General features: G+C 55.1%; 11 protein-coding genes. 5 read left to right on the forward strand and 6 right to left on the reverse strand.

The features are described from left to right. Positions 1 to 197: 197 nt before the first annotated feature. The 4 genes from H6G07_RS22130 (at position 198) to H6G07_RS22145 (ending at position 3519) form a co-directional block, all read left to right on the forward strand. Positions 198 to 443: a hypothetical protein gene (locus H6G07_RS22130; protein WP_190740772.1), complete on the forward strand. Its 246-nt coding sequence runs from the start codon at positions 198 to 200 to the stop codon at positions 441 to 443. A 214-nt stretch (positions 444 to 657) separates the two neighbouring features. Further along, the gene (gene trmFO, locus H6G07_RS22135; protein ID WP_073610372.1) at positions 658 to 2043 is read left to right on the forward strand and encodes an FADH(2)-oxidizing methylenetetrahydrofolate--tRNA-(uracil(54)-C(5))-methyltransferase TrmFO; all 1386 of its coding nucleotides are present in this window, start codon (positions 658 to 660) and stop codon (positions 2041 to 2043) included. A 130-nt stretch (positions 2044 to 2173) separates the two neighbouring features. Then, positions 2174 to 2422 carry a DUF7219 family protein gene (locus H6G07_RS22140; protein WP_073610373.1) on the forward strand — a complete coding sequence of 83 codons (249 nt, stop codon included), beginning with the start codon at positions 2174 to 2176 and terminating at the stop codon, positions 2420 to 2422. Between the two features lie 380 nt (positions 2423 to 2802). Continuing rightward, positions 2803 to 3519, forward strand: a complete 717-nt coding sequence (locus H6G07_RS22145) for a PD-(D/E)XK nuclease family protein (RefSeq protein ID WP_199312347.1) — start codon at positions 2803 to 2805, stop codon at positions 3517 to 3519. A gap of 123 nt (positions 3520 to 3642) precedes the next feature. On the opposite strand, the gene H6G07_RS22150 is transcribed toward H6G07_RS22145, so the two are convergent. The 3 genes from H6G07_RS22150 to H6G07_RS22160 form a co-directional block, all read right to left on the reverse strand. Then, the gene (locus tag H6G07_RS22150; protein WP_073610375.1) at positions 3643 to 4161 is read right to left on the reverse strand and encodes a CHRD domain-containing protein; all 519 of its coding nucleotides are present in this window, start codon (positions 4159 to 4161) and stop codon (positions 3643 to 3645) included. A gap of 187 nt (positions 4162 to 4348) precedes the next feature. Further along, the gene (locus H6G07_RS22155) at positions 4349 to 5539 is read right to left on the reverse strand and encodes a benzoate/H(+) symporter BenE family transporter (protein WP_073610376.1); all 1191 of its coding nucleotides are present in this window, start codon (positions 5537 to 5539) and stop codon (positions 4349 to 4351) included. A gap of 140 nt (positions 5540 to 5679) precedes the next feature. Then, complete coding sequence (locus H6G07_RS22160) at positions 5680 to 6528, reverse strand: AraC family transcriptional regulator (protein WP_073610472.1); 849 nt, start codon at positions 6526 to 6528, stop codon at positions 5680 to 5682. Between the two features lie 248 nt (positions 6529 to 6776). On the opposite strand from H6G07_RS22160, the gene H6G07_RS22165 reads away from it, so the two are divergent. After that, positions 6777 to 8108 carry an MFS transporter gene (locus tag H6G07_RS22165; protein ID WP_073610377.1) on the forward strand — a complete coding sequence of 444 codons (1332 nt, stop codon included), beginning with the start codon at positions 6777 to 6779 and terminating at the stop codon, positions 8106 to 8108. A gap of 53 nt (positions 8109 to 8161) precedes the next feature. On the opposite strand, the gene H6G07_RS22170 is transcribed toward H6G07_RS22165, so the two are convergent. From H6G07_RS22170 to H6G07_RS22180, 3 genes are all read right to left on the reverse strand, one after another. Next, positions 8162 to 8905: a dienelactone hydrolase family protein gene (locus H6G07_RS22170; RefSeq protein ID WP_073610378.1), complete on the reverse strand. Its 744-nt coding sequence runs from the start codon at positions 8903 to 8905 to the stop codon at positions 8162 to 8164. Between the two features lie 94 nt (positions 8906 to 8999). Next, complete coding sequence (locus tag H6G07_RS22175) at positions 9000 to 9896, reverse strand: helix-turn-helix transcriptional regulator (RefSeq protein ID WP_073610379.1); 897 nt, start codon at positions 9894 to 9896, stop codon at positions 9000 to 9002. 221 nt (positions 9897 to 10117) lie between these two features. Further along, positions 10118 to 12388: an NACHT domain-containing protein gene (locus H6G07_RS22180; RefSeq protein WP_073610380.1), complete on the reverse strand. Its 2271-nt coding sequence runs from the start codon at positions 12386 to 12388 to the stop codon at positions 10118 to 10120. Between the last annotated feature and the right edge of the window lie 97 nt (positions 12389 to 12485).

The raw sequence follows: 12485 nt of genomic DNA on the forward strand, positions 1-12485 counted from the left end.
CGGTATCCCCACTAGCGGCCACATCATCAACCCTCATCCTGACGAATCCCTCAATACTGGATCCGATTCTCAGTGATGTCACATTAACCTTCCAAGTCGTGGCCCTAGGCGCATCGGGGTCATCTGACAAACCCGCCTCTGGATGGTGGTGGCCTTGCTGCACCGGGGAGAGGTCAGTCTGACGCGGTGGCTGCCCTATGTCTCGTGCCGCGGGGTGCAGGCGCAAAGCAAACAACGGCGGCTTGAGTCGCTGGTTGCACAACAACCGTCTGAGCGTCCATCGACTGTACAAACCCTTGATTCAGGCGGCGTTGGCGGATTGGGGTGAGGACGGTTTGTGCCTAAGCTTGGACACCTCGCTGTTTTGGGATGAGTATTGCTTGATACGCCTGGCGGTTGTATACCGAGGCCGAGCGTTGCCCGCTGACGGTAAGACTGTTTAATTGTCGATAGGCTGGCCACGCGGCTAACCTTTAAAGTCGCATAGTAATCTGTAGAGTCCTGGGGAATAGGCATTGGTTTGCAGTCTTAGTTACCTGCTGACTAAGGCCCGGTCTTGTCTTTTTTACTATACGGAATGGCATCGGCTCTCTACACAGCCATTCAAGCGTCTAGAACCCGTTATCCTAGAAAAGCTGAGTTTTTGAGGGATACGCAGTGCAAACCCCAGACCCCATTCATGTGATCGGCGGCGGGCTGGCCGGTACCGAGGCCGCCTGGCAGATTGCCCAAGCCGGGGTGCCCGTGGTGCTGCACGAAATGCGTCCCCACAAAACATCCCCTGCGCACCACAGCGAGCATGTGGCCGAGCTGGTGTGCAGCAACTCCTTTGGGGCAATGGCAAGCGATCGCGCCTCGGGCCTGCTCCACGAAGAACTGCGCCAGCTCGGCTCAGTAGTCATCGGCAAAGCCGACCAGCACCAGGTGCCTGCGGGCGGTGCTCTGGCGGTCGATCGCGGCCTGTTTAGCCAAGACTTGACCGAGACCCTAGAGCGTCACCCGCTGATTGAGCTGCGGCGCGACGAGGTCACCCGCATTCCCGACGACGGCATTGTGGTGCTGACCACTGGCCCTCTGACCAGCGACGCGCTGTCGGTGGATCTGGAGCGGTTCACGGGCCAGGGCTACATGAGCTTTTTTGACGCCGCCAGCCCCATAGTGGTAGGCGACAGCATCGACCAGTCGGTAGCATTTATGGCCTCTCGCTACGACCGGGGCGAAGCCGCCTACCTCAACTGCCCCATGAACCGCGAGCAGTATCTCCACTTTTGGACTGAGCTGTGCAACGCCGAACAGGCCGAGCTCAAGGATTTTGAGCGCGAAACCGCTAAGTTCTTTGAAGCCTGCCTGCCGATCGAAGAAATGGCGCGGCGCGGCGAAGACACTATGCGCTACGGCCCGCTCAAGCCCGTGGGGCTATTCGACGCCCGCCTGGGTGACTTCAAAGACCCAGAGAATAAGAGCAAAAAGCCCTACGCCGTGGTGCAGCTGCGCCAGGAAGACAAAAGCGGCCAGCTATGGAACATGGTGGGCTTTCAAACCAACCTGCGCTGGGGCGAACAGGCGCGGGTGTTTCGGCTGATTCCAGGTTTGGAAAATGCCGAGTTTGTGCGCATGGGGGTGATGCACCGCAACACGTTTTTGAATTCGCCGGAGCTGCTGCACAACACGCTGCAATTCAAAGCGCGGCCCACGCTGCTGGCGGCGGGGCAGCTAGTGGGCACCGAGGGCTATACGGCGGCGGTGGCTGGTGGCTGGCTGGCTGGGACGAATGCGGCCCGTCTGGCCTTGGGCCAAGAGCAGCTAAACTTGCCGGTGACGATGATGCTGGGGGCGCTGGTCGATTTCATTACCTCAGCGGAGCCGAAGCACTTTCAGCCAATGCCGCCCAACTTTGGCATTCTGCCGCCGCTGCCGGTGAAGGTGCGCAATAAACGGGAACGCTATGGACAGTATCGCGATCGCGCCTTTAACGATCTCCATACCTGGGCCAGCCAGCACGGTCTTAGTTTGGTTCAGAACTCGCTGATGGCCACAGCCTGAGCGAGGCAGTCAGCCTAATTCATCGGATAGATTTGCAATAATCTTCGTTGCAGAAACCTTTGGGCTAGGCTATCGTGTCTAAGATTAAGGGAAAATTCAGTTTTGTTTAAGAGAAGGTTATTTATGCCCTATGTCCTATTCTGGCTCTACTAACAATCGGCGTGATTTGGATAGATTTATCTCTCCAAAGAGTTCTTACTACGGCACGTTTTCGCCTCAGCAGCTTGTGTTTAACGCCAACCTGCAAGAGTTTGCCAACCGGGTTGGCTACATTTCGGGTTTACAAACTGGCGGCAAGCTCTCGCCCGATGAGGCTTTTGAGCAAATCAAATCGCTGTATAAGCAGCTTAAACAGACTAAAAAAGGGTTAGAAATCTAAGCATCGGGGTTTGCATAAAGGCCCCTCCTTAGAATGCGTTTGAGCGAATGCGATCGCAGCTGGCTTTCTCACCTGGCGATCGCGCCAAAAAGTACGGGTGTCTCTAGCTTTAGAGACACCCGTACTTTTTGGCCGTTTGAGGTCTTGGCGCTAGGGCAAAAGACCGAAGATAAACGAGCAAAAAATGCCCAACAGGCTTGAATCATGGCATTTTAGACTGTCCTAACCTAGACCTCACCTGCCGTAGCCCGTAGCCAATCACCACCCCATTCTGCCAGAGTGAATTGGTCTCACCCTGAGACCAAAGCAAATCTAGCTTAGTCTCATAAAAAGAAATATGAGACTTGATATGATACTTTACTCTCACGAAGGGCGAGTTGGTGGCTACAATTTCAGCGTCACTACTCAAACAACTCAAACAGACTATGGTGCATCGGCTTCCTCGCTATGTGGCTAAACGGGTGCGCCGCGATCGCAAAATGCTCTATGAGGTGGAGGGGTGCTGCTATCCCGGTGTGACCACCGTGCTATCGGCCACCAAGCCGCAGGAATCGCGAGATGCTCTACAGCGCTGGCGACAGCGGGTAGGAGTGGAAGCAGCCCAACAAATTTCGGGCAAGGCGTCTTCGGCAGGTACGCGGTTGCACAAACAGATTGCGGCCCACCTCAACGGCGCAACGGTGGAAATTCCGGCTGATTTGGCGGGTTATTGGGAGTCAATCTTGCCGGTGCTGGATCAGGTGGACGAGGTGCTGTTGGTAGAAGGGGCCGTGTGGCACCCAGCGGGGTTTGTGGGCATTCCCGATGCGCTGGTGGTGGTGAAGGGTGAACTGCACCTGTGCGACTGGAAAACGGCCCTACGGCCCAAGCAACCCCAGTGGCTGGGGGATTATTTTTTGCAGATTGCAGCCTATCGGGAGGCAGCCCATCAAGTCTATGCAGACTTTGGGTTGACGGTGCAAAAGGGGCTGGTAGCGATCGCCCTAGCGGATCAACCGGCTCAGCTGTTTGAGGTTTCTTTAGAAGATATGGACGATTATTGGAACCAATTTCAGCAGCGACTGCAAGAGTTTGAGCACCGCAGGCTGAGGTCATAGGTGGATTGGGGCCATGAAAAAGTGTTCGCGAGCATAGTGAATTCCATGCTCGCGAGTGAGTAGACCCTATTCAGTTAAGCTTTTTTTGAGGCCGCTCAAGCAAGGCTCTTTGCAGCAGCGCCCTTAATCGTGAGCTTCAAGCTGTCCACGAATAGCCCCATCCGGAAAAGTCGGGTTATGGACGTTGATGTAGAACGCTTCAGGATTGCTTAAAATTCGCTGCACAATACCGGCTTCGCCCGTGGGAAACTTGCCTTCTTCCCCTTCGGTTAAACAGTCGCCTGCATTACCGTCTTGAGGCCCAGCGAGGGCGGCCACTACAGGGCCGTTTTCGCCCATGGCTCCTTCGTGAATATGGGCGGCCATGCCGTCGCCCACGGGCACCATTTGGATACCAGATACTTCTAAAACGTAGCAAAGGGTGGTGGGATCACCATCAACGCCAAAAACGTAGGCGCTACCAGTGCCGGTGGCATCACCAACCATTTCGCTAAGGTCTTCGCCGACTTCGGCGCTGCCGTCTAGTTGCGTGGTCAGTACGGTATTGGTGTGACCGGCAAAGGCACTCTGGGAGAGAGTAGCACCTACGGCTACCGTCACTGCACCCAGAACAACAGTAAACTCTTGAATTTTGCTTTTCATTTCTCTTCTCTTGCTCAATGTTATTTGTAGTCAATCGCAGATTTTTTGGCTCGTTTGCGTCGCTGCGCTTGCCACTGCTCTTCTCTATACGCAGAAAAAGCCCGCTTGGATGCACCAAAAGCGAACTGAGGCTGTAATCGACAGATTTATAACGGTTCGCTTGGATGGTTGGGAGCCTATCTACAGGCTATTGGCGGTCTGAGATCACTTTGGTCTGAAAAATCGCGATCGCCATTGCCCCGGCAATCAGCCCCCAAAAGGCGGAGCCAATGCCGAAGAGGGTGACACCGGAGGCGGTGACCAGGAAGGTGATCAGGGCGGGTTCGCGCTGGGTTTCGTCGCGTAGGGCAGTGAAGAGGCCGGTGCCGATGGTGCCGAGTAGGGCTAGACCGGCGATCGCCAGAACCAGCTCTTGGGGAAAAGCGGCAAAGACTGCACCGACGGTGGCTCCAAAGAGGCCGATGAGTAGATAGAAGAAACCGGCGGCGATCGCCGCCACATACCGCTTACTGGGGTCTTCGTGGGCTTCGCGGCCCATACAGATGGCGGCGGTGATGGCGGCTAGGTTCAGCGCAAAGCCACCAAAGGGCGCGAGGATTACGTTAGCGGCTCCCGTCCAGCCAATGATAGGGGAGATGGGAACGGAGTCATAGCCAGAGGCTTGTAGGACGGCGACTCCTGGGATGTTTTGGGAAGCCATGGTGACTATGAACAGCGGCAGAGCGACGCCGACAAAGGCTCCGAGGGAGAATTGGGGGACGATGAATACTGGGCGGGCCAGTTGCAGAGTGACGGTGTCGAACTGGATTAGGTTTTGCAGAGCGGCGATCGCGATTCCCACCCCCAGCGCTGCCACTACGGCATAACGCGGCTTGAGGCGGCGCATCGCCAGGTAAGTGCAAAACATGGCAAAGGTCATGGCGAACTGGGTCTGCATGGCGGTAAACACGTCCAACCCAAAGCGCAGCAGCACTCCGGCCAGCATGCCCGCCGATAGCGATAGGGGAATGCGGTTTATTAACCGCTCAAACCAGCCGGTGAACCCAGCTAGGGTAATCAGCACCCCAGAGACCAAAAAGGCTCCGATCGCTTCGGTCATGGGCACCCCAGTGGCAGAGGTAATCAGCAGGGCCGCGCCAGGGGTAGACCAGGCGGTGACGACGGGGGCACGATAGCGCAGGGGAAGGCCAATGCAGGTGAGACCCATGCCCAGGCCCAAGGCCCACATCCAGGAGGCGATTTCTGCCGGGGTAGCATTGAGGGCTTGGGCAGCCTGGAACACAATCACCGCTGAGCTAGTGAAGCCCACCAGCACGGTGACAAAGCCCGCAATGATCGCCGAGAAAGAGAGATCGTTGACTATGCCTTTAGCGGCCATATTTTTGCCCAAAGGTAGATCTTCCGCCAAAGTTTGTTTGCTGTTCTTGTGTCTGTAGGGGTGCAGCGAGCTGTCCTCCTACAAGGTATTTGCCTCAACTGAAGCTTTGAATGGGGACAACCTGACCAGCCTACCGAGGCTCAGGAGTCGTAGTCTTGGACAAAATTGCCCTGGCGATATTGGCCGGGGGTGACGCCAAAGGCCTGCTTAAACGCGCGATTGAGGTGGCTTTGGTCATAGAAGCCGTGGGCGATCGCAATATCAACAATCGATTGAGCGGTGTGGAGCGATCGCTTGGCCTGCACTAGCTGCCAGTGACGCTGGTAGCTGTGGGGCGGCAACCCCACCTGCTGGCGAAAGCTGCGAATTAAGTAGTAGGGGCTGAGGCCCACCCGCTGGGCCAAGGTTTCAACGGAGATCGATTTGGCATAGTGGGCCTTGAGGTAGGTTTGCGCCTGGGCGATGGCCTGACTGGTGGGCTGCGACGACTGCCAGCGGCGCTGTCGATCTCCGTAGCGATCGATTAAATAAGCGATCAACTCTAGCAGCAGGGAGTCTTGCTCTAGCGGAAGGGCGGGCCGACTAAGGGCGATAAACAAACGGCTAAAAATAGCCTGCCCAACGGCATCAACGTCGGTGTTTGGGGCGATCGCAAAGAAGGGCAGCCCTGGGGATGTCCATTCTAGCTGGGCCAAGACGGCCTGCATTTTTGGCACACTGATATAGAGGTTGCGAAAGCCCCAGCCCTGGTCGCCCTGCACCTGCCCGGTGTGAACCTCGCCGGGGTGAATGAAATTAAAGCTGCCGGGGTAGGCGCAATGGTTGCCGCCGCGATAGAAAAAGCCGCCTAAACCGCCGTGGTTGAGGCCGATGGTGTAGGCCTCGTGCATGTGCTTGGCGAAAGCATGGCGGTAGAGCTGGGCGCTAAATAGCTCAATGCCAGACAGGTTGGGCTGCCACAGTCGGGCAAATTCCGTTTCGGCGGGCATCACAAGGTGAAAGTGGTGGGAGGGAAGTTGTCGCACTGCTCTGTAGTATGTATACTACAAATCTGTTATCGAGGCTTTGGTAGCTCCGCAATCTCTAGGTCAGAAGCAGTTTAGTGCTGAATCCAGGTTGATTACTTCCATGCTCTCAGGCAAAGACCGTCTGCCTCACCCCTTGTCTGATTTGAGCCAAACTCAGACGCAGCTCTGACCAACACAATTTAAACCGTAGGTGGGGTGAAGAGGATTCCATGAAACCCGTTTTTTATGCCATTTTAGCCAACTCATTGGTGGCGATTCTAACCAACACCTTGGTCTGGTTTGGGGTCACGTTTTGGGTTTACCTGCAAACTCAGTCGGTGCTGGCGACCTCGGTGATGGCTGGCATCTATTTGGTCACCGTCGCCGTTTCCGGCTTTTTCTTAGGGTCGCTGGTCGATCGCTACCGCAAAAAGAATGCCCTGCTGATTTCTAGCGCGGGTTCGCTAGTGATGTATGCCCTGGCCTACCTAATTTATGTCTCTACGCCAGCGGCTGTTTTTGCCGATGCGTCTAGCGCCATGCTCTGGGGATTTATCGTTTTGGCGCTGATGGGGGCGATCGCTGGCAACCTGCGCACCATCGCTCTGCCAACGCTGGTCACGATACTGATTGCTGAAGCGGAACGTGACAAGGCCAATGGTCTAGTCGGCACCATCAATGGCGTGGCTTTTTTGGGCGCTTCGGTCGTTAGCGGGCTGGTGATCGGGTTTTTGGGCATGTATTGGATGCTGGTCATGGCGATCGCGCTCAGCGTTTTGACCATCCTCCATTTGTGTACGATCGCTATTCCTGAAAAGCGAATTGTTCAGACTGGGGCGAAATCTGATCATATTGATATTCGCGGCACGATTCGGGTGATTCGTTTGGTGCCGGGGTTGTTTGCGCTGATCTTTTTTAACTGCTTCAACAACTTTTTGGGCGGCGTCTTTATGTCGCTGATGGATGCCTATGGGCTATCGCTGGTGTCGGTGCAGGTTTGGGGCATCGTGTGGGGGGTGTTGAGCCTGGGGTTTATTGTGGGCGGGCTGGGGGTGGCCCGGTTTGGGTTAGGCAAAAGCCCGCTGCGAACGATGTTTCTATCCAACATTGTGATGTGGGTGGTGGCGATGGGCTTTACGATTCAGCCGTCGATTACTTTGCTGGGGGTAGGTTTATTTGTGTATCTGTGCCTGATTCCGGTGGTTGAAGCGTCGGAACAGCTAATTTTGCAGACGATGATTCCGCTGGAGCGTCAGGGACGGGTGTTTGGCTTTGCCCAAAGTATTGAGCAGGCCGCTTCGCCGCTGACGGCGTTTATGATTGGCCCAATCGCCCAATTTTTGTTTATTCCGTTTATGACCACCGGAGCCGGGGTTGATTTAATTGGCTCCTGGTATGGCACTGGCATCGATCGCGGCATTGCTCTGTTGTTTACGTTGACGGGGCTGGTGGGGCTGGTGGTGACGGTGATAGCGATGCGATCGCGCGCTTACCGCAATCTGTCGGCAGATTATCGGCGGCGCTACGCCGAGACTGTTCAACTTGAGACCGGGACTTTGTGATGGGAGGTTCGCAACGCAACCTGGGGGTCTCTTTTGAATTTGGGTTACTCATTTCAGATTTTGTTTGAACACTTTTCTGGCGATAAATGCAGCCTGAAAAAGTTCATTAAGGTCTGCCAGGCGTGGTCGGCGGCGGCAGGATGGTAGGATTCGCGCTCGTGGCAAAAAAATCCGTGGTTAGCGTCTGGATACACTTGCACAGTGTAGGTTTTGCCGAGCTGCTGGAACCGAGTCTCGATTTGCTGCACGCGATCGCTCCCAATAAACGGATCTTGACCGCCAAAAAACAGCAGCATTGGCACAGTAATATCCTGCACCGCTTCGATCCATTCATCCAGCACCATGCCGTAGAAGGGCGCAGCGGCGGCAATCTCGGCTGAAAAGCGGCAGGCGGCGAGAAAGCTCAGCCCTCCCCCCAGGCAAAATCCGGTGACGCCAATGCGATCGGTGTCGGGGCGGGCTTTGAGGTATGCGATCGCGGCTTTGAGATCGTTCTCAATCGGCGGGCCAAAATCGAGCTGCCACATCAACGCCATGGCGGCGTCAACCTGGTCGTAGCTAAAGGTATGGTTGGTCGGTTCGCGATAATACAAATCTGGGGCCAACACTACATAGCCCTCCTGCGCTATCCGGGTCGCCACGTCGCGAATGTAGCTGGTTAAGCCAAAGGCTTCCATCAGCAGCAACACAGCGGGGAAACGGCCCGATCGCGCGGGTTTGCACAAAAAGGCGGGCATTTGGCCGTCGGGGGTGGCCACGGTGACGTCAGCCTGTTCAAGTGCTTGTTCGACCGGCATGGTAGGTTCTCTAGAGACTGCTATGGGCCAGCTTAGACAGGAGGCCAACCCAGGCTCTAGAACAAAGCGGTGAACCTTTAGGAGATTTTTGCGATCACGATTGGCGAAACTGGGTGGGGGTGGCCCCGGTTAGGCGTTTGAACCAGCGAGTGAGATGGCTTTGATCGCAGAAGCCAACTTTGGCAGCAATCTCGGCTAGGCCCAGGGGGCTGTGGCGAAGCCAAAACTGGGCGCGCTCAACCCGGCGTTGCAGAATGTATTGGTGGGGAGTAACGCCCTCGCTGTGCTTGAACAGGCGGGCAAAGTAGGCCGGGCTCAGGCGGGCGATCGCAGCTAGCTCCACTAGCGTCAGCTCTTGATGCAGGTGGGCGTCAATATAGGCTTTAACCTGTTGGCGCTGGGTCTGAGATAGGCCCCCGGCAACGCTGACCAGTCTAGGCTGGGTGGTGCAGTAGTGGCGCAGCAGATGAATGGCTAAGGCCGTTTTTAGGCTATCCACCAGCAGCGGGCTGCCGAGGCCACCCAGCTCGGCCTCAGTTTTTAGCGTGGAGAGTACTGTGCTCACCAACCGATCGTCGGCCTCCATAAACTGCGGCCTTAGCTCAATGCGATCGGCCTGCACCCAATCTTGCCCCATCTGCTTCAGCAGGTCGGGCTCTAGCGCCAGCACCATGAACTGCGCGGCATTATCCCAGCTACAGCGGTGAGTGATGCCGGCTGGGATAATCGCTATGCCGCCCGCTGTGCGATCTTCTCGGTGGCGCTTGCCGTCTAGCCAGCGGTAGCCCGTGGGCATCTGTTTTGAAGGATCAGGAAAACCCAGGGCGATCGCGTGCAGGGTGTGTTGATGGTCGGCGGTGCAAAACTTCGGCTGCTGATACAGCTCTAGGTGAATGCCGTCCCAGCCAGAGCTGGTTAAGACCGCCGATTGGGGCAGCAATCCTTCCGCTGGATTTGCCTCCCGATGGTCAAGCACGATAGTTTGATCCATGGGCAGTATGCTCAATTAGAAAGATTTAGAAATCAGATCTGCACCTGCTTGTTGTGAAACCACGTCATCTTCCTTTTCCTAATCGATTTCCTCAGTTTTGCTATTGGTTCTAGTACCATTCGGTGTATCAGCACCAACCAGACTTGCGATGGCGATCGCGCCTAATGCTAGCAGTTTTGGTTTCGGCCATAGAGTTCACTAGAGGGCATAGTGCTGTAACTTTACCGGGTGCCTTTGCGTGAGCTGGAGTAGGTGAGCAAGCGATCTTCAAGCTCGGCCCAGGCTTGTTTAGGTATGCGAATGGCGGCAGCTTTACACCGCAGTAAAAGCTCTGTGGCGTAGAGGTAACTTTGTAGTGCCTCAGCTTCTTTTCGATCAGATATCAGGTCTTCTCGGCTCAAGCATAAAGCATCTAGCCATAAAGTTTCTAGCTCATTAGCCCAGTTTTGCCAGGAACTACCTGGTGCATCTTGGGCAGGTACGGTTCTAGCCATGCGCTCAAGCTGATTTGGCAGTTCTGAAAATTTAGGATTGCTAAGTATTGCGGCAAAACAACTGTTGATGGCGATGGCGCTGGCAAGGGCTCTGTCAATAGCGAGGGCGATGTCGGTGGTGATGCTGCTGTCGCTGTCAATGGCAAGAATGCTAGCGATGCTGTTGGCGAGGGCGATGGCAGTCGCTCTGTCGATAGCTCTGTCGATAGCGATGGCGATAGCACTGTCGCTGTCGGTGGCAAGGGCGATGGCGAGGACTCTGTCGTTATTGAGGGCGCTGGCGAGGGTGCTGGCTCTGTCAATAGCGAGGACTCTATCGCTGTCGCTGTTGCTAGCGAGGGCTCTGGCTCTGTCGATGGCAATGGCGCTGGTGATGCTGCTAGCGAGGGCGATGGCAGTCGCTCGTTTAGCAATTGGGTTAAATTGTTCTCTTGAATCTGTAGTGCTGGTTTTAGCCCATCGAATTAACGAGATCAGCTTTGGATACATCTCAATATAGGTATGAGCTGTTGCTTCTATAGCCGTCAAGAACTCAATGGCTTTATTGCCCATGAGCCCCGCTACTAGCAAAAACACCTCTCGCCAGCGCTTATCAGTCAGGTGGTGGGCAATCAGCTCAGCCTCTAACCCCTCTTCTTTAATGTGAAAAGCAGTGAGATATTCTTGCAGCGTTAGGTGTGAGAACGAGTAGATATTGGTGGCCCGCTCAACCAAAATGCCCTGCTGGCGCTCAATTGCCCGTAGCACAGCGGCTCCATCTAGATGCTTAGGGGCATCTAGGGTATCGGCCAAAAACTCGCCAATACGCCAAGTAATGTCGTCTTTTAGAAAGAAAAGCTGGTCTTGCTCAAAGCTTTCGTAGGCAATCTGAGCCAGCAGCACCTTTTCTAAGCCTGGGTGAAAGCCTTCGTAAATGGGATCGTGCTCTAGGCGCTTTTGGGCCGACCACTCAGACAGCAAAATGTCGAGGGCTTGGCCGTAGAGGGTGCTGCGCTGAGTCGGCAATATTTGCTGCCGATCATATATCAAACACAAAAAGGTCAGCAGTAGCGGGGTTTGGGCCAGCTCTTTAGTAGCTTTGTTTTCATCTTTTTGCAGCAGATCCCAATATTTGTCGACAGTACCACTCTCCAGGTCAAGATCTGAGCGAAACCAGCGGCGAATAAACTGCTCAATTTGCTCATCGTCAAATTCGGCCAAGGTGACATCAGTAAAGCGTTTAAAGAAGGTGCCGTGGCTACCGCGATAGGCGGCAGTGCGGCAAGAGGCTACAAAGGCATTGGTGCTATGGGCATCAACAAATTTCTCGATGTGCTCAACCACCCGGTTGAGGTTTTGGGTGGGCACTTCGTCTAGCCCATCGAGCAGCACCAGCAGTTTGCCTTGGGCCAGCGAAGCTTCGGTAAAGGCCTCTGCCTCCGGAAAGCCGCAGGTGGCAAACTCAGCGGCAATCTTTTGCTTGAGGTCAATGGTTTCATCCCGCAATTCCTTTAGCTCAATGAGCACTGGAATGCAGCCTCGCTGAATTTGCCCATTCCTGCGTAGCGCTTCTAGGCCAATCTTTCGCAAAAAGGTCGATTTGCCAATGCCGGGGCCACCCAGCACCATCAGGTATTGCTCAGCGTTAGCAACTTGAATGCCGTCTTGGCGTGGAGATTCGCTAGACCCAAAGCTACGCCTGCCTTTGGCACGGTAGGTAGCTTCTAAGTCATCAACTGCGGCAAAGTATTGAATGCTTTCGTCGTCTAGCAGTTTGACAGCGGTGTAGATGTCTTCTAAGGGTAGGGGCTCTTTCATTAGCCCCGGCATGACCTTGACCTGACAGTGGCGCTGGTCGTAGCGCTGCACGTAGTTTTGCGCGGCTTCAAGGGCTTTTTGCTTGGCCTGGGTTTCGTTATAGGCTCCTTTGATCTGGCCAGCCACAGCTCCACCAGCTTTGAAGGTGGTCTCTAGCACCGTTACGGCAATTCCACCGATCGCACTTTCGAGCAATGCCATGCTTGCTTACCTTATTTACCACGCTAACTATGCCAAGACCTTTTGCCTATAGCTGCCCAAACTCAAGCTAGACTTGCTCAGCATTAAAGCATTGCAG

Origin of the sequence: Phormidium tenue FACHB-1052, assembly GCF_014696675.1 — a bacterium.
Taxonomy (GTDB): Bacteria; Cyanobacteriota; Cyanobacteriia; order Phormidesmidales; family Phormidesmidaceae; genus Nodosilinea; species Nodosilinea tenuis_A.